This window comes from Kitasatospora sp. NPDC088160 (assembly GCF_044741445.1).
Classification (GTDB): Bacteria; Actinomycetota; Actinomycetes; order Streptomycetales; family Streptomycetaceae; genus Kitasatospora.
In genome coordinates this window covers 273,830-290,546 of the sequence record NZ_JBIUSS010000005.1, presented here as the reverse complement: position 1 = coordinate 290,546, position 16,717 = coordinate 273,830, and the positions used below count along the sequence as shown (strand labels likewise).

At 71.0% G+C, this 16,717-nt stretch carries 14 protein-coding genes; 5 read left to right on the top strand and 9 right to left on the bottom strand.

Annotation, left to right across the window (positions count from 1 at the left end):
• The gene (locus tag ACIOGZ_RS10085; RefSeq protein WP_363579852.1) at positions 1-765 is read right to left on the bottom strand and encodes a polyprenol monophosphomannose synthase; all 765 of its coding nucleotides are present in this window, start codon (positions 763-765) and stop codon (positions 1-3) included.
• A 329-nt stretch (positions 766-1,094) separates the two neighbouring features.
• Here ACIOGZ_RS10085 and manA point away from each other — a divergent pair, with 329 nt between their 5' ends.
• Positions 1,095-2,285 (top strand): mannose-6-phosphate isomerase, class I, encoded by a 1,191-nt coding sequence (gene manA, locus ACIOGZ_RS10080; protein ID WP_363579853.1) that lies wholly within the window; start codon positions 1,095-1,097, stop codon positions 2,283-2,285.
• Positions 2,286-2,359: 74 nt separating this feature from the next.
• Here the strand turns inward: manA and ACIOGZ_RS10075 are convergent, their stop codons facing one another.
• Positions 2,360-3,820, bottom strand: a complete 1,461-nt coding sequence (locus tag ACIOGZ_RS10075) for an acyltransferase family protein (protein ID WP_400985528.1) — start codon at positions 3,818-3,820, stop codon at positions 2,360-2,362.
• An 81-nt stretch (positions 3,821-3,901) separates the two neighbouring features.
• Entirely contained in the window at positions 3,902-5,539 is a 1,638-nt protein-coding gene (gene dnaB / locus ACIOGZ_RS10070) for a replicative DNA helicase (protein WP_363579855.1), read from the bottom strand.
• A gap of 452 nt (positions 5,540-5,991) precedes the next feature.
• Between dnaB and ACIOGZ_RS10065 the strand changes: the two genes are divergently transcribed.
• The gene (locus ACIOGZ_RS10065; RefSeq protein WP_363579856.1) at positions 5,992-7,332 is read left to right on the top strand and encodes an MATE family efflux transporter; all 1,341 of its coding nucleotides are present in this window, start codon (positions 5,992-5,994) and stop codon (positions 7,330-7,332) included.
• Positions 7,333-7,445: 113 nt separating this feature from the next.
• On the opposite strand, the gene rplI is transcribed toward ACIOGZ_RS10065, so the two are convergent.
• From rplI to rpsF, 4 genes are all read right to left on the bottom strand, one after another.
• The gene (gene rplI / locus ACIOGZ_RS10060; protein WP_063348488.1) at positions 7,446-7,892 is read right to left on the bottom strand and encodes a 50S ribosomal protein L9; all 447 of its coding nucleotides are present in this window, start codon (positions 7,890-7,892) and stop codon (positions 7,446-7,448) included.
• Positions 7,893-7,909: 17 nt separating this feature from the next.
• Positions 7,910-8,146 (bottom strand): 30S ribosomal protein S18, encoded by a 237-nt coding sequence (gene rpsR / locus ACIOGZ_RS10055; RefSeq protein WP_030304537.1) that lies wholly within the window; start codon positions 8,144-8,146, stop codon positions 7,910-7,912.
• A gap of 80 nt (positions 8,147-8,226) precedes the next feature.
• Entirely contained in the window at positions 8,227-8,844 is a 618-nt protein-coding gene (locus ACIOGZ_RS10050; RefSeq protein ID WP_363579857.1) for a single-stranded DNA-binding protein, read from the bottom strand.
• 96 nt (positions 8,845-8,940) lie between these two features.
• Positions 8,941-9,231, bottom strand: coding sequence for a 30S ribosomal protein S6 (gene rpsF / locus ACIOGZ_RS10045; RefSeq protein WP_063348486.1), 291 nt, complete (start codon positions 9,229-9,231; stop codon positions 8,941-8,943).
• A gap of 315 nt (positions 9,232-9,546) precedes the next feature.
• Between rpsF and ACIOGZ_RS10040 the strand changes: the two genes are divergently transcribed.
• From ACIOGZ_RS10040 to ACIOGZ_RS10030, 3 genes are all read left to right on the top strand, one after another.
• Positions 9,547-9,846 carry a hypothetical protein gene (locus ACIOGZ_RS10040; protein ID WP_063348485.1) on the top strand — a complete coding sequence of 100 codons (300 nt, stop codon included), beginning with the start codon at positions 9,547-9,549 and terminating at the stop codon, positions 9,844-9,846.
• A 177-nt stretch (positions 9,847-10,023) separates the two neighbouring features.
• Positions 10,024-11,142, top strand: coding sequence for a peptidoglycan bridge formation glycyltransferase FemA/FemB family protein (locus ACIOGZ_RS10035; protein ID WP_063348484.1), 1,119 nt, complete (start codon positions 10,024-10,026; stop codon positions 11,140-11,142).
• A gap of 13 nt (positions 11,143-11,155) precedes the next feature.
• Entirely contained in the window at positions 11,156-12,190 is a 1,035-nt protein-coding gene (locus ACIOGZ_RS10030) for an alanine racemase (RefSeq protein WP_363579858.1), read from the top strand.
• Positions 12,191-12,214: 24 nt separating this feature from the next.
• Here the strand turns inward: ACIOGZ_RS10030 and ACIOGZ_RS10025 are convergent, their stop codons facing one another.
• Both ACIOGZ_RS10025 and ACIOGZ_RS10020 read right to left on the bottom strand, forming a co-directional pair.
• Positions 12,215-13,792: a glycosyltransferase 87 family protein gene (locus ACIOGZ_RS10025; RefSeq protein ID WP_363579859.1), complete on the bottom strand. Its 1,578-nt coding sequence runs from the start codon at positions 13,790-13,792 to the stop codon at positions 12,215-12,217.
• A 162-nt stretch (positions 13,793-13,954) separates the two neighbouring features.
• Positions 13,955-16,624: a transglycosylase domain-containing protein gene (locus ACIOGZ_RS10020; RefSeq protein WP_400985526.1), complete on the bottom strand. Its 2,670-nt coding sequence runs from the start codon at positions 16,622-16,624 to the stop codon at positions 13,955-13,957.
• Positions 16,625-16,717: the final 93 nt, after the last annotated feature.

Genomic DNA, 16,717 nt, shown 5'->3' with positions numbered 1-16,717 from the left:
TCAGCGCTTGACCGCGCCGCGCAGGCGGGCCAGCCGGTCGGAGACGCCCCAGGCGGTCACCCGCCACAGCGCCTCGACCACGATGTTGCGGCTCATCTTGGACGCGCCCAGCTCGCGCTCGACGAAGGTGATCGGCACCTCGGCCACCTTGAACCCGGCCTTCACCGTGCGCCAGGCCAGGTCGACCTGGAAGCAGTACCCGGCCGAGGCCACCTCGTCCATGCCCAGACCCAGCAGGGTCTCCTTGCGGAACGCCCGGTAGCCGCCGGTGACGTCCCGGATCGGCACGCCCAGCGCCAGCCGCGAGTAGGTCGAGCCACCGCGGGAGAGCAGCAGGCGCGACTTCGGCCAGTTCACCACCCGGCCGCCCGGCACCCAGCGCGAGCCCAGCACCAGGTCGGCGCCGCGCAGCGCGCCCAGCAGCCGGTCCAGCTCCTCGGGCTGGTGCGAGCCGTCCGCGTCCATCTCGACCAGGACGTCGTAGCCGTGGTCGATGCCCCAGCGGAAGCCCGCGAGGTAGGCGGCGCCCAGGCCCTCCTTGCCCTTGCGGTGCATGACGTGCACGTTCGGGTCCTCGGCGGACAGCTTGTCGGCCAGTTCGCCGGTGCCGTCGGGGCTGTTGTCGTCGGCGACCAGCACGTGGGCCTCGGGGACCGCCGCCCGCACCCGGCCGACGATCCGCTCGACGTTCTCCGCCTCGTTGTAGGTCGGAATGATCACCAGGACCCTGCCGAGATCAGCAAAACTCTGCTGGTTCACGGTCACGTACAAACCTCTCGGCCGATGGCGGGGAGTGTCAGAACACCATCGCCCGCACTCTGGAACGCGGCTCCGCCGGCAGCCCGCCGACGGGGTGACCACGGTGGAAACTGCTGTGCAGGGCGGAGACTACTGCGTCCTGGCATCCTACTACCGCGCCCGGGAACCACCGGTCCGGCCAGGGCACTCCCCTCCGGTACCCGTCGTTTCCTCGCGGGCGACACCGGTCGGCTAGGGTCGATGACCTTGCCCGTGCCCGGCCCCCCGCACCGCCGGGCCCGTTGCCCCGACGATCCGGCACACCCGCCACCCAGCGAAGGAGTAGGACCGCGCGCATGGACAGGCTCATCAACACCGTCCGCCCGTACGCCTGGGGGTCGCTGACCGCCCTGCCCGAACTGCTCGGGCAGGAGCCGACCGGCGAACCGCAGGCCGAGCTGTGGATGGGCGCCCACCCCGGCGACCCTTCCCGGGCCGACCGGGGCGAGGGGCCCCGCCGGCTGGACGAGCTGATCGCGGCCGACCCCGAGGGCGAGCTCGGCGCCGCGACCGTCGCCAGGTTCGGTCCGACCCTGCCGTTCCTGTTCAAGATCCTGACCGCGGGCATCCCGCTGTCCATCCAGGCCCACCCCACGATCGCGCAGGCCCGCGCCGGGTTCGCCGCCGAGAACGCCCTCGGCGTCCCGCTGGACGCCCCCGAGCGGAGCTACCGCGACGCCAACCACAAGCCCGAGATGGTCTGCGCGCTGGGCGCCTTCGAGGGGCTCTGCGGCTTCCGGCGGCCCGCCGAGGCGGCCGGGCTGATGGCCGGGCTCGCGGTGCCCGGGCTCGGCCCGCTGATCGACCTGCTGGCCGTCGAGGACGAGGCCGAGGCGCTGCGCGGCACGCTGGCCGCCATCCTCACCATGGACGGGAAGGCCGCCGAGGAGACCGTCCGGGAGACGGCCGAGGCCCTGGCCCGCACCGACCCGGCCGGCGACTACGGGCCGTACGCCCGGATCGCCGAGGACTTCCCGGAGGACCGCGGCCTGATCGCCGCCCTGCTGCTCAACCACTTCCGGCTCCGGGCCGGCGAGGCGCTCTACCTGGACGCCGGCGTGCCGCACGCCTACCTGGCGGGTGCCTGCGTCGAACTCCAGGCCAACTCCGACAACGTGCTGCGGGCCGGCCTCACCCCCAAGCACATCGACCTGCCCGAGCTGCTGAAGGTCCTGGTCTTCGAGGCCGGCGCCCCCGAGCTGCTGCACCCCCGCCCGGTCGACGGCACCGCCGGCGAGGAGCTCTACCCCGTCCCGATCGACGAGTTCCGGCTCTCCCGCTTCGTCCTGGACGGCCGGGACCGCGAGATCGACGGCCGCGCCCCGCAGATCCTGCTCTGCACCGAGGGCACCGCCCGGCTCACCGCCGCCGACGGCAGCACCCTGGACCTCGCCCGCGGCCGGTCGGCCTTCCTCCCCGCCACCGGCACCCCCACCCGGCTGTCCGGCACCGCCACGACCCTCTTCCGCGCCACCGTCACCGTCTGACGGCGCCCGGGGGCCACGCGCCGAGGGCTCGCCTCCCCAGTGGGAGGCGAGCCCTCGGTGTGTCCGTGCGGCGGTCAGCCGACCCGTTGCCCCGGGCCGCCGGCTCCGACCTCGACCGGCACCTGTTCCTGATCCTGGCCCCCGCCCTGGCCCTTCTCCCCGGACTGAGCCGGAACAGCCCCGGCGGCCTCGCCGGTCGCGGGCACCCCGATCGACGCGGCGACCGCCGGCTGCGGGGCACCGCCCGGCCAGCGGCGCTCGACCGCCTTGGCCACCTTGCGGCCCAGCTTCTGCACGGGCAGCTCCACCAGCCGGTACATCACCCAGCTCGCCAGCATGATCACGACGAGGTACTCGGCCGTCCAGATCAGCTTGCCGCCGGTCGTCGGCGGCACCTTGGGCACGTGCAGCAGCGGCTGGATGGTGTGCACCAGCGGGACGTGCAGCAGGTAGAGCGAGAAGCTGATCCCGCCGAGCCAGGTGAGCGGCTTCGGGAAGCGGCGCTTGCGCAGCGCCATGCCGATGCCGAACGTGATCCAGGCCCCGAGGTAGGAGCCGGCCCAGGCCATCCAGCCGGCCGTCCAGGTGTTCTGCTCCATGCCGTCACGGTTGTACATCCAGGCGACGGCCACCCCCGCGACGACCACGAAGCCGCAGCACAGGATCGCCTGGAGGCGGTCGATCTGGCGGTTCTCGGCCCGGTAGATCGCGGTGCCCGCGAACATCGTCGCGAAGATCATCAGGGTCTCGAACATCGGGGCCCGGCTGTTGTTGTACATCAGCACGAAGCCCAGCAGACCGAGCGTGATCGCCCCGACCCGGGTCAGGTTCGGCCGGCCGCTCAGCACGCAGGCGAAGCCGAACAGCACGATCAGGACGGAGCCCCAGACCAGGTTGCGGGTCGAGGTGATGTCGCTGGTCAGCGTGTGGGAGGCGATGGAGGTGCCGAAGAGCAGCGCCACGCCGGCGAAGCCGACCGCGATCGGGCCGCTGCGGCGGTGCTGGCCGACCGTGAAGAGCGCGGTGACCATGTAGTAGAAGACCATCTCGTAGCTGAGGGTCCACATGACGCCCAGGCCGTTCCAGACGCCCATGAAGTCCTGCAGCATGGTCGAGTTGGCGGCCACGTAGATCAGGTCGTGATCGGTGGCGAAGAGCGCGACCGAGCCGTCGCCCTTCGGGATGATGGCCAGCGCCACCGTGATACCGATGATCACCGGCGGCCAGAGCCGGAAGATCCGTCCGATCCAGAACGCCCGCACGTCCCCGCGGCGCTCCAGCGAGGCCGGGATGATGTAACCGCTGACCAGGAAGAACAGCATGACGCCGTAGAGGCCCAGGTCCGCGTGCCACCAGATGAAGGACGCCACCCCGTCCGGCAGCATCTTCAGGACGTCGAAGTGGTGGAGCGCCACCACCAGGGCGGCCACGCCGCGAAGCGCGTCGAGCCAGCCCAGCCGACTGGCCGACCCGCCCACCCGAGCCTGCTTGCTTCCCCCGGCCCGGCGGGCGGACAGCTGTCGTATCGTTTTCACCGCACGGACAGTAGCTCATCACACTGATGCGTTCGCCTCGGTGACGGTCGGACGAGGCCCCCCGATGCCCCCCGGCCGCTCCTAGTCCCGGGTCATGTCGACGAAGCGCGAGTAGTGGCCCTGGAAGGCCACCGTGATGGTGGCGGTGGGGCCGTTACGGTGCTTGGCGACGATCAGGTCGGCCTCACCGGCGCGCGGGGACTCCTTCTCGTAGGCGTCCTCACGGTGGAGCAGGATGACCATGTCGGCGTCCTGCTCGATCGAGCCGGACTCGCGCAGGTCGGAGACCATCGGCCGCTTGTCGGTGCGCTGCTCGGGGCCACGGTTCAGCTGGGAGAGCGCGATGACCGGGACTTCCAGCTCCTTGGCCAGCAGCTTCAGGTTTCGCGACATGTCGGAGACCTCCTGCTGGCGGTTCTCCGCCCGGCGGGAGCCGCCGGACTGCATCAGCTGGAGGTAGTCGATGACGACCAGCTTGATGTCGTTGCGCTGCTTGAGCCGGCGGCACTTGGCCCGGATCTCCATCATCGACAGGTTCGGGGAGTCGTCGATGAACAGCGGTGCCTCGCTGACGTCGGGCATCCGGCGGGCGACGCGGGTCCAGTCGTCGTCCGTCATGTTCCCGGAGCGCATGTGGTGCAGCGCGACCCGGGCCTCGGCGGACAGCAGGCGCATGGCGATCTCGTTGCGGCCCATTTCGAGCGAGAAGATCACGCTCGGCAGCTTGTTCTGGATCGAGCAGGCGCGGGCGAAGTCCAGCGCCAGGGTCGACTTGCCCATCGCGGGGCGGGCCGCGATGACGATCATCTGGCCGGGGTGGAGGCCGTTGGTGAGCGCGTCGAAGTCGGCGAAGCCGGTCGGGACGCCGGACATCTGGCCGTTGCGGGAGCCGATCGCCTCGATCTCGTCGAGGGCGCCCTCCATGATGTCGGCGAGCGGCGCGTAGTCCTCGTTGGTGCGCTGCTCGGTGACGGCGTAGATCTCCGCCTGGGCGGCGTTGACGATCTCGTCGACGTCGCCCTCGGCCGCGTAGCCCATGCCGGCGATCCGGGTGCCGGCCTCGACCAGACGGCGCAGGACGGCGCGCTCGTGGACGATCTGGGCGTAGTACTCGGCGTTGGCGGCGGTCGGGACGGAGTTGACCAGGGTGTGCAGGTAGGAGGCGCCGCCGACGCGCTGGAGCTCGCCACGCTTGGTGAGCTCGCCGGCCACGGTGATCGGGTCGGCCGGCTCGCCGCGGGCGTACAGGTCGAGGATCGCACCGTGGACCATCTCGTGCGCGGGCCGGTAGTAGTCGGCCGGCTTGAGCACCTCGACCACGTCGGCGATGGCGTCCTTGGAGAGCAGCATGCCGCCGAGGACGGACTGCTCGGCCGCGAGGTCCTGCGGGGGAACGCGCTCGAAGCCGTCCACGCCGCCCTGGCCCTCGTCGTCGCGGCGCTGCCAGCCGCCGCCACCGCTCTGCGAACCGTCGCGCTGGGAGCCGCTCCGGCCGCCCTTGCCGCCCTTCTGGAAGCCGCCCTCGCGACCGCCGCCGTCCCGGTTGCCCTCCCGGCCGCCGCCCTGGCCGGAGCGGCTGCGGGAGACCGGGAGCCGGTCGCCGGGCCCGTCGGGGAAGGACGCGTCGTCGAAGGCGCCGGCCGGGAAGGGGTCCTCGGCGGGCTGCCAGTCCTCCTCCGGCGGCGGGGCGTCGTGGTCGTCGTACTGGGGGCCGGTCACGCGTGTTCCCCGATCAGCGAGTGGTGCGAGTTGGAGCGGGCCTTGCCGGTGGCTGGGTGGAGCGGAGCCGCTCCTCTTTGTACGCCACGGCACCGACAAATCGGACGCCGGGGCGGGCGGGAGTGTCGGGCGGAGGGCCCACGCTAAGGCGCCGGGAGCCGTTCAGCCAAGGCGGTTATCCACAGGGGGTGTGGACGAGCGGCCCTGGGCTGTGGAGAAGTGCCGCAAAGCTGTGGACGCCCCTGTGGAAGGCCCTGTGGATAACCAGACCATCTGTCCACCGTCAACCTGTTGACCAGGTATTACCTCTTACCGGGCCTGTGCATGAGAAATTCTTCACACGCAGCCGGACGCCCGCGGGCGCGAAGCGGGCCGAGCGCCTCGCTCAAGAATTCGAGTAATGGCCAACTGCCACTAGCAGTCATTACCTGTGGATGAGTAGCCTGGAGCCCATGACCGCCCCTCCCGCAGCCCCGACCCCCTCCAGACGCCGGCACGACCGGGAGATCCTCGCACTGGCCGTCCCGGCCTTCGGCGCGCTGGTCGCCGAACCACTGTTCCTGATGGCCGACTCGGCGATCGTCGGCCACCTCGGCACCCCGCAGCTGGCCGGGGTCGGCGTCGCCGCCGCCGCACTGTCCACCGCGACCGGCGTGTTCGTCTTCCTCGCCTACGCCACCACCGCGGCGGTGGCCCGCCGGATCGGTGCCGGGGACCGCCGCGGCGCCGTCCAGCAGGGCGTCGACGGCATCTGGCTCGCCCTCGGCCTGGCCGTCCCGGTGGTGCTGCTCACCGTGCTGCTGGCCCCCTGGGCGGCCGACGTCCTGGGGGCCTCGGAGACCGCCGCCCCCTACGCCGTGACGTACCTGCGGATCAGCGCCCTGGGCATCCCCGCGATGCTCATGGTGATGGCCGCCACCGGCGTGCTGCGCGGCCTCCAGGACACCCGCACGCCGCTGCTGGTGGCGATCGCGGGCTTCACCGCCAACATCGGCCTGAACGCCGGCCTGGTGTACGGCGCCGGGCTCGGGGTGGCCGGCTCGGCCTGGGGCACCGTGCTCGCGCAGACCGGGATGGCCGCCGTCTACCTGGTCGTGGTGGTGCGCGGGGCGCGGCGCGAGCACGCCTCGCTGCGGCCGGACGCGGCCGGCATCCGGGCCAGTGCGAGGGCGGGCGGTCCGCTGCTGGTCCGGACGGTCAGCCTGCGCGCGGTGCTGATGATCGCCACTGCGGTGGCCGCCCGGCTGGGCGACGACCAGGTGGCCGCGCACCAGATCACCATGACGCTGTTCAGCTTCCTGGCCTTCGCCCTGGACGCCATCGCGATCGCCGGCCAGGCGATCATCGGCCGCTACCTGGGCGCCGAGGACGTCCCGGGCGCCAGGGCCGCCACCCGCCGGATGGTCGAGTGGGGCATCGGCTCGGGCGTGCTGCTGGGACTGCTGGTGGTGGCCGCCCGCCCGCTGTACGTCCCGCTGTTCACGCCCGATCCGGCGGTGCAGGGGCAGTTGGACACCGCCCTGCTGCTGCTCGCGCTCAGCCAGCCGGTCGCCGGCCTGGTCTTCGTGCTGGACGGGGTGCTGATGGGCGCCGGGGACGGCCCCTACCTGGCCTGGGCGGCGATCGCGACCCTGGCGGTGTTCACCCCGGCGGCGATCGCGGTGCCGGCCACCGGCACCGGGCTGGCCGGACTGTGGTGGGCGATGAACCTGTTCATGCTGGTCCGCGCGGCCTTCCTGGTCGGGCGGGCGCGCGGCGGCCGCTGGCTGGTCACCGGGGCCGTCCGGGGCTGACGGCGCCGGGGCCGAGGGCGCCGGCAGCGAATGCTCCAGCACCGAACGCGCCGGAACACGACCGAGGGCCGGACTCCCGGAGGAGTCCGGCCCTCAGGCCACTGCTACGGAACTCAGGCAGCGACGACGGCGACGTCGAGGTTGGCCTGGACGTCGGCGTGCAGCTTGACCGAGACCTTGTGGGTGCCCACGGTCTTGATCGGCGAGGCGATCGCGACGGCGCGCTTGTCCACGGCCGGGCCGCCGGCGGCCTTGATGGCCTCCACGACGTCGGCCTGGGTCACCGAACCGAACAGACGGCCGGCGTCGCCCGAGCGAACGGCCAGCTTGACCTGGACGCCCTCGAGCTTGCCCTTGACCTCGTTGGCGGCCTCAAGGGTCTGGATCTCGTGGATCTTGCGGGCGCGACGGATCGCGTCGACGTCCTTCTGGCCGCCCTTGGTCCAGCGGATGGCGTAGCCACGCGGAACCAGGTAGTTGCGGGCGTAGCCGTCCTTGACCTCGACGACCTCGCCGGCGGAGCCGAGACCCGGCACCTCGTGCGTGAGGATGATCTTCATTACTTGGTCACCCTCTCTTAGCGCGCGGTGCTGGTGTAGGGCAGCAGCGCCATCTCACGGCTGTTCTTCACGGCCGTGGCGACGTCACGCTGGTGCTGGGTGCAGTTGCCGGTGACCCGGCGGGCACGGATCTTGCCACGGTCGGAGATGAACTTCCGCAGCAGGTTCGTGTCCTTGTAGTCAACGTAGTTGACCTTGTCCTTGCAGAAGACGCAAACCTTCTTCTTCGGCTTGCGAGCAGGCGGCTTCGCCATTGTGTGCTCCATTTGGGGTTCACGGCCCGGCCGGCGTCCTCAGGACGCCGGCGGCCGGGCCGCACGAAATCTGTCAGCTCTTAGAACGGGGGCTCTTCCGAGAAGCCGCCACCGGACGGGGCGCCCCAGCTGCCGCCGCCCTGCTGGCCGCCGGACGGAGTGCTGGACGCCCACGGGTCGTCGGAGGGGCCGGACTGGCCGCCGCCGCCGGAGTTTCCACCCCAGCTGCCGCCGCCCTGCTGGCCGCCACCGCCGCCCCAGCCGCCCTGCTGGCCACCGGCGCCGCCCTGCTGGCCGCCGAAGCCGCCACCGGAGCCGCCGGGGCCACCGGACCGGTTGGCCCGGGTGACCTTCGCGGTCGCCGAGCGCAGGCTCGGGCCGACCTCGTCGACCTCGACCTCGAAGACCGTCCGCTTCTCGCCTTCCTTGGTCTCGTAAGACCGCTGGCGCAGTCGGCCCTGCACGATGACGCGCATGCCGCGCTGCAGCGACTCGGCCACGTTCTCCGCCGGCTGCCGCCAGACGTTGCACGTGAGGAAGAGGCTCTCGCCGTCCTTCCACTCGTTCGTCTGACGGTCGAAGGTGCGGGGGGTGGACGCGATACGGAACTTCGCGACCGCCGCACCCGACGGGGTGAAGCGCAGCTCGGGGTCGTCGACGAGATTGCCGACGAGGGTGATGACGGTCTCGCCTGCCATGGTGGTGATGACCTCTCGGGAAGATGTCCGTTCACCGCTGTTTCACGTGAAACAGCGGACGCGAGCTACCCGAGACCCGAAGGCCTCAGAGGTGGCTCAGTGGGTGTCCGGGCGCAGGACCTTGGTCCGCAGAACCGACTCGCTCAGGCCCATCTGGCGGTCGAGCTCCTTGACGACCTCAGGCGTGGCCTTCAGGTCGATGACCGAGTAGATGCCCTCGGACTGCTTGTTGATCTCGTAAGCCAGACGGCGACGACCCCAGGTGTCGACCTTCTCCACCTTGCCGCCGGCGTTCCGGACGACGGTGAGGAAGTTCTCGATCAGGGGGGAGACAGCGCGCTCCTCGACCGAGGGGTCGAGGATGACCATCACCTCGTAGTGACGCATGGGTAACCCACCTCCTTTGGACTCAACGGCCACGGTCTCTCCGTGGCAGGAGGGTTGTGCAGCGTCGGCACCGGAGCAGTGACGACACCGGCCACCGTAGCGGCCGGGTCCGACAATCGGGCCCCGCTCACCCGACGGGGCGGTCGCCCGGAAGAGGGCGCAAGGGGGCACAACTACACCAGTGCAGACGGCACAGCCTACCCGCACCCGGACGGCCGAACAAAACGCATAGGGGTTGTGAGACCGGCCCAACCGCCGCAATCTGGACGGAACGGGATTCCTGCCCGTTCGTCTCCACGCCAGGAGGTGGGACTCATGGCCCAGTCCGTCCACCGCATGCCCGCGCTCACACTGAACACCGACGGCCACCCGCACCCCCGCGAGAACGCCCTGGTGGGCCTCACCGCCGTGCTGGGCGTGATCGCCTTCACCACCTCGTTCTTCCACAACCTGCACCTGCTGACCTCGTGGACCGGTCTGTTCGGGATCATCACGGGGCTGCTCGGCATGTTCGTCTCGGTCACCACGGCCGAGCGCTTCGTGCTGATGATCACGCTCGGCGCCTCCGCCATCGGCTTCTACCTCGGCATCGCCCGGGGCGGCCTCTGGGGCTGAGCCGCCCCGGTCGCACCGTTCCGGAACCCTCGGCGCCCCCGTGGCGTATCTGCAAGGAGACAGGTACGCGACGGGGGCGCCGTCGCGCCCGCAGCGGCGGGCGCCCGGGCCCCGGACGATAGGGTCAGCCCGAGAACCTGGGCCCACCGCAGCCCGACCGACGAGGAGCACCGAGCAATGAGCCTGCGCCTGAGGACGATCACCCGCGAGGAGCACCTCGCCTTCATCAGGAGCCGCGCCTCGGCCAGCCACATGCAGGTGCCGTCGTGGGGCGACGTGAAGGCCGAGTGGCGTTCGGAGTCGATCGGCTGGTTCGACGAGGCCAACCAGCTCGTCGGCGCCGGCCTGGTGCTCTACCGGCAGCTGCCCAAGCTCAAGCGCTACCTCGCCTACCTGCCCGAGGGCCCGGTCATCGACTGGTTCGACCGGGACCTCGACCGCTGGCTCTCCCCGATGCTCGCCCACCTCAAGTCGCAGGGCGCGTTCTCGGTCAAGATGGGCCCGCCGATCGTCATCCGCCGCTGGAACGCCCCCACCATCAAGGAGGCCATCGCCGGCAAGCAGGCCAAGCGCCTGCGCGACGTCGAGGCCGACTGGTACGAGGCGCGCGCCTTCGAGGTGGCCGACCGGCTGCGCAAGGCCGGCTGGCTGCAGGGCGAGGACGGCGGCGCCGGCTTCGGCGACGTCCAGCCGCGCTACGTGTTCCAGGTGCCGCTGGCCAACCGCTCGCTGGACGACATCCACAAGAACTTCAACCAGCTCTGGCGCCGCAACATCAAGAAGGCCGAGAAGAGCGGCGTCGAGGTGTACCAGGGCGGCTACGACGAGCTGCCGATCTTCCACCAGCTCTACCTGGTGACCGCCGAGCGCGACAAGTTCACCCCGCGCCCGCTGTCCTACTTCCAGCGGATGTGGAAGGCCCTCACCGCCGAGGACCAGAACCGGATGCGGCTCTACATCGCCTACCACGACGGCGAGCCGCTGGCCGCGACCACGATGCTGGTGGTCGGCGAGCACGTCTGGTACTCCTACGGCGCCTCGGCCAACCACAAGCGCGAGGTCAAGCCGTCCAACGCGATCCAGTGGCGGATGATGCGCGACTCCTACGCGCTCGGCGGCGGCGTCTACGACCTGCGCGGTATCAGCGACACCCTGGACGAGAACGACCACCTGTTCGGCCTGATCCAGTTCAAGGTCGGCACCGGCGGCCAGGCCGCCGAGTACCTCGGCGAGTGGGACTTCCCGCTCAACAAGCTGCTGCACAAGGCCCTCGACCTCTACATGTCCCGCCGCTGAGGAGGCTGACCCGATGACGCTGTCGCTCTACCTCGACACCGAACGCTGGCGCACCCACCAGCGCTCCGTCCTCGCCGAGTTCCCCGGCCTGGTGCCGGTCGCCAAGGGGAACGGCTACGGCCTGGGCAACCACCGGCTGGCCGAGGAGGCGACGCTGCTGGGCACCGGTGTGCTGGCCGTCGGCACCGCGTACGAGGCGGCCGACGCCGCCGAGTGGTACGGCGGCGAGCTGCTGGTGCTCACCCCGTACCGGGTCGGCGAGGAGGTCCTGCCGCTGCCGCACGCCCGGGTGATCCGGACGGTGGCGAACCTGGACGCGCTGCGGGCGCTGCGCGGCGCCCGGGTGGTGGTGGAGTGCATGACCTCCATGCGCCGCCACGGGGTGAGCGCCGCCGACCTCACGGCCGTCGCCGCCGAGCTGGACGGCGTCGCCTTCGAGGGCCTGGCGCTACACCTGCCGATGGACCGGCCGGACGGCTCCAGCCCGACCGAGGAGGTCGTCCACTGGGTGGACACCGCCCGGGCGGCCGGGGTGCCGGTGCACACCGTGTACGTCAGCCACCTCGGCGCGGCCGGCATGGAGCAGCTGGCCCAGCGCTACCCGGACATCGTCTTCCGGGCCCGGATCGGCACCCGGCTCTGGCTGGGCGACCACGGTGCGCTGGAGGTCCGGGCCACGGTGCTGGACGTCACCCCGGTGAAGAAGGGCGACCGCTACGGCTACCGCCAGCACCCGGCGCCGGCCGACGGCCACATCGTGGTGGTGGCCGGCGGCACCGCGCACGGCATCGGCCTGGAGGCGCCCAAGTACGTGCAGACCATGGCCTCCCGGGCCAAGGGCATCGCCCGGGCCGGCCTGGCGACCGTCAACAAGACCAAGTCGCCGTTCCACTGGGCCGGCAAGCAGCTCTGGTTCGCCGAGCCGCCGCACATGCAGGTCTCACTACTGTTCCTGGACGGCGAGACCAAGCCCCCCGCGATCGGCGAGGAGCTCGGCCTCCAGGTCCGGCACACCACCACGCACTTCGACCGCGTGGTGGACCGCTAGAGCGACCGAAGCGCCCGTGAGCGCCTACGCCTTCTCGGCCGGTTCCGGCAGTCCTGGCTCGTCCAGCCACTGCTCGGAGCCGGCCGGCGCGTATCCGGCGTAGCTCTCCTCCTCGCGCAGCGTCCGGGCGGTGCCGAGCACGAACACGTCCGGGGCCCGGTCGAGCACCCCGCCCGACGGGTCGTCGCTGCCGTCCCAGCGCACCGGGTCGCGGTCCGGCTGCAGGGCGTCGCGGACCACCATGACCACCAGGTAGAGCGTGCCCAGCAGGTGCAGCACGACCGCGAAGTGGTACCAGGCCTCGCCGATCCCGTGCTGCTTGGGCCCGGTGACGAAGCCCAGGTGGGACCAGATGCCCAGGGTGTACAGCACCTCGCAGGCCTGCCAGATCAGGAAGTCCCGCCAGCGCGGCCGGGCCAGCACCGCGAGCGGCAGCAGCCAGAGCGCGTACTGCGGCGAGTACACCTTGTTGACCAGCACGAACAGGGCGACCACCAGGAAGGCCAGCTGCGCGAAGCGCGGGCGGCGGGGCGCCGAGAAGCCGAGCCACGCTATGGCCAGGCAGCCGAGGACCATCAGCACACCGATGTAGAGGTCGAGGTCGGCCAGCCCCGTGCCCCGGCTCTGCATCAGGATCAGCCAGAACGAGCCGTAGTCCTCGGCGCGGTGCTTGCTGAACACGTAGAAGGTCGACCAGCCCTGCCAGTTGGCCGCCATGATCGGCAGGTTGACCAGCAGCCAGGAGCCGGCCGCGCCGGCCAGCATCACCCGGAACTCGCGCCACTTCCCGGCCCGCCAGCAGAGCACCAGCAGCGGGCCGATCAGCAGCACCGGGTAGAGCTTGGCCGCGGTGGCCAGGCCGATGAAGACACCCGCCCAGCCGGGCCGGGAGCCGGACCACCAGGCCATCGCCACGGCGGCCAGCGCGACCGCGAGGAGGTCCCAGTTGACCGTGCCGTTCAGCAGCAGGACGGGCGCGAGCGCGAACAGCAGGGCGTCCCAGGGGCGGCGGCGGTGGGTGCGCGAGAGCGCCACCACGGCGACCACCGCGCAGGCCATCAGCAGCCCCGCGTTGATCGCCCAGAACCACCGCTCCTGGTCCTGCGCGGTGCCGGCGCCGGGCGTCAGCCAGGCCGCGACCTGCATGAACAGGCCGGTCAGCACCGGGTATTCGAGGTACTGCAGATCCCCCGAGGTGCCCGGGACGCGGTCCACGTACGGGTGCAGCCCGGCCGAGAAGCCGCGGCCGGAGAACAGGTGCGGGATGTCGCTGTAGCAGGCGTGGATGTACTGCGGCGAACCCGGCTGGAACCAGGCCTGGTTGTAGCAGGGCGCCTTCTGCACCATGCCGAGCACCGAGATCACGATCACCGCCAGCGCCAGGAAGCGCGCCGGGATCCACCAGGAGACGCCCAGCAGCGCCCGGCGGCCGGGCGGGCCGCCGATCACCTCGCTGCCGGCCGCCGCCACCGGGTCCTCGTCGGCCGGGACGACCACGGTGTTGACCGGCGGCGCGGCCGTGGCGACGGCCGGCCCGACCGGTCCTGCGGCGTCGCCGGGCCCGGCCGGCCCTGCGGATTCGTCACGATCGCTCGACGTCATGCCGGACATCCTGCCGCACCGGCCCCACCGGGACGAGGAGGACCCCGCAACGGGCCCGGCCTCCGTCGCCCGGCGGCACGGCGAATCATGACGAAACGGCGGTGGCGGCCCTCCGGAGAGGGCCGCCACCGCCGTTCGGTTCATCCGCTCAGCGGGTGGTGGTCAGGGCAACAGCCCGTTCTGTCCACCGCCCCCGCCGGTCGAGGACGGTGTCGGCGGCCTGCCGCTCGGCTTGGTGGTCGTCGGCGGGGGGTCCGTCGGCGGCGCCGTGGGCGGGGGCGTGCTGCAGCCGAGGAGGCCGCAGCTGCTCGTCGGACCGGGGTTGGTCGTCTTGTGCGTCGACGTCTGGCTCGGCTGCGTGCCTGGGCAGTCCACGCCCGGGACACAGCCCGGGCCCTGGCTGGACACGGGCGGCTGCGGCTGGTTGTTGTTGGTCGGCGGCGGCTGGTTGTTGGCCGGCTGGGTCGCGGGCGGGGCCGACGGGGTGTCGCTCGTCGTCGGCGTGGGCGTCATGCTCGGCGAGACCGGGGCGCCGGAGGAGTCCACCTCGGTGCCGACCGGCTGCGGGGTCGGGAAGTCCATCTTCTTCTCGTTGGCCAGCGCGGCCTTCATGTACCGGGTGAAGACGTCGGTCGGGATGTCACCACCGTGGATGGACTCCTTGCCGCCGGTGCCGTTGAGCGACAGCCGCTCGTGCTTGCTCGGGTCCTCGCGCCACATCGCGACGCTGGTCACCAGCTGCGGGGTGTAGCCGACCCACCAGGCCGACTTGTTCTGGTCGGTGGTACCGGTCTTGCCGGCCACCGGGCGGCCCAGCTCCTTGGCCTTGAAACCGGTACCGTTCTTCACCACGTTCACCAGCACGTCGGTGACGTTGTCCGCGACGGCCGGCTCCAGGGCGACCCGGGGGTCCTTCTTGCCGAAGCCCGGGCGCTCGATGCCGTTCACCTCGACCTTGGTGACCGAGTAGGGCTCGGCCTCCTTGCCGCTGGCCGCCAGGGTGCCGTAGGCGGTGGCCATCCGGATCGGGCTGATGGTGGAGGTGCCGAGGGCGAAGGTCGGGGTCTTCGGGTCGGCGAAGCTCTCCTTCCTGACGCCCATCTGCTCGGCGATGTTGGCCACGTTCTGACCGCCGACGTCCTGGTTGAGCTGGACGAAGGGCACGTTGAACGAGTTCTGCATGGCCGCCCGCAGCGAGACGTAACCGCGCTTGCCGGAGTCCTCGTTCTTCTGCCGGTAGGGCTTGCCGTCGTCGCCGATCACCAGCGAGCCGTCCGGCTTGCGGATCTCGGACATGTCGTCGGACAGGTAGCGGCTGTCGGCGTTGATCCGCTTCGGCTTGCCCTTGTCGTCGGTGGCCGTCTGGACGCCGATCTGCATGGCGGTCGCCAGCACGAAGGGCTTGAAGGTCGAGCCGACCTGGACGCCGATGGCGTCGGCGTTGTTGTCGAAGTGGCCGTTCTCCACGCCGTCGCCGCCGTAGAGGGCGACGATCGCGCCGTCGCCGGGGCGGATGCTGGCGGAGCCGAACTGGATGAAGGTGTCGTTGTTGGGGCGCTTCTGGGCGTTGAGGTTCTCGCCCTTGACGTCGTCGACGGCCTTCTTCAGGGCGTCGACCTTGTCCTTCTCGAAGGTGGTGTAGACCTTCAGACCGCCCTTGTCGATCATCTGCTGGGTGATCGTCTTGTCGGTGGCCATCAGGTACTTGTTGGCGGTGTCGACCAGGTAGCTGACCTCACCGTTCATGTTGGAGCTGGGCTTCTGCGGGATCGGGTCGGGGAAGGTGGCGCACTTCGCCCGCTCCTCCGGGGTGATGGCCTTGGTCTTCACCATGTTCTCGAGGATCCAGGCCCACCGCCCCTGGGCCCGCTCCTTGTTGGCCGGGTTGCTGGGGTCGTAGTACGACGCGCCCTTCAACAGGCCGGCCAGCATGGCGCTCTGACAGAGGTCGAGGTCCTTGGCGTCGACCCCGTAGTAGGCCTGCGCCGCGGCCTGGGCGCCGTTCGAGCCTCGACCGAACCAGCTGGTGTTCAGGTACCCCTTGAGGATGTCCGGTTTCTGCATCTTCTGATTGATCTTCAGCGTGATGAAGAACTCCTTCAGCTTGCGGCTGAGGGTCTGCTCCTGGCTGAGGTACGCGTTCTTCACGTACTGCTGGGTGATCGTCGAGGCGCCCTGGGTCTCGCCGCCCTTGGCCATGTTGTAGACGGCGCGGAGCATGCCCTTGGGGTCGATGCCGCTGTCCTCGCGGAAGGTCTGGTTCTCCGCCGCGATCACGGCGTTCTGCAGGTTGGGGCTGATGTCGGAGAGCTCGACGATCTGACGGTTGGTCTCACCCTTGCGGGTCATCTCCGAGCCGTCGGCCCAGTAGTAGATCGTGTTCTGGTCCTTCATCAGATCCTTGAGCTGCGGGATCTCAGTGGTCTGGTAGAGGTAGAACACCCCGCCCACGCAGGTGGCGAAGAAGATCAGGAAGCCGCTCAGCCACTGCCGCCAGGACGGCAGCCAGCGCCGGACGCCGGTCTTGCCGAACCGCGGGTAGTCGATGAACCGCTTCTTGCCGGGGCCTGCGGCGGCGGCCGCGGACGCGGAGGCGGAGGCGGCGGCAACACCGCGCCGGCCGCCCTTGCCGCCCTTCTGGGCGGCCTTGCGCATCTCGGCGCGGCCCATCCGGGGCTGCTGAGCGGTCTCCCGTTCGCCCGGGGGGCGCCGGCGGCCGATGCCGTCCGAGCTCACCTCGTCCCGGCCGGGTCCGCCCTGACGGCCACCACCACCCGGGGGCTGCTGCCCGTCACCGCCCGGGCTGGGCGTCCTTCGCCGTCGTTCACTCATGTTGCAGCCACTCCTCGCCAGGCGGTTCCAGCCTGAAGGCAGGGTTCACGTCCGATGCCCGCCAACCGCCCTAACCCCGGAGGTGGTCCTCGT

Coding starts and splice junctions, on each gene's coding strand:
- rpsR (WP_030304537.1), bottom strand. CDS start 8,146: ATGGCGAAGCCGCCTGCTCGCAAGCCGAAGAAGAAGGTTTGCGTCTTC.
- ACIOGZ_RS10050 (WP_363579857.1), bottom strand. CDS start 8,844: ATGGCAGGCGAGACCGTCATCACCCTCGTCGGCAATCTCGTCGACGAC.
- manA (WP_363579853.1), top strand. CDS start 1,095: ATGGACAGGCTCATCAACACCGTCCGCCCGTACGCCTGGGGGTCGCTG.
- ACIOGZ_RS10030 (WP_363579858.1), top strand. CDS start 11,156: ATGACGCTGTCGCTCTACCTCGACACCGAACGCTGGCGCACCCACCAG.
- ACIOGZ_RS10020 (WP_400985526.1), bottom strand. CDS start 16,624: ATGAGTGAACGACGGCGAAGGACGCCCAGCCCGGGCGGTGACGGGCAG.
- rplI (WP_063348488.1), bottom strand. CDS start 7,892: ATGAAGATCATCCTCACGCACGAGGTGCCGGGTCTCGGCTCCGCCGGC.
- ACIOGZ_RS10035 (WP_063348484.1), top strand. CDS start 10,024: ATGAGCCTGCGCCTGAGGACGATCACCCGCGAGGAGCACCTCGCCTTC.
- ACIOGZ_RS10065 (WP_363579856.1), top strand. CDS start 5,992: ATGACCGCCCCTCCCGCAGCCCCGACCCCCTCCAGACGCCGGCACGAC.
- rpsF (WP_063348486.1), bottom strand. CDS start 9,231: ATGCGTCACTACGAGGTGATGGTCATCCTCGACCCCTCGGTCGAGGAG.
- ACIOGZ_RS10025 (WP_363579859.1), bottom strand. CDS start 13,792: ATGACGTCGAGCGATCGTGACGAATCCGCAGGGCCGGCCGGGCCCGGC.
- ACIOGZ_RS10040 (WP_063348485.1), top strand. CDS start 9,547: ATGGCCCAGTCCGTCCACCGCATGCCCGCGCTCACACTGAACACCGAC.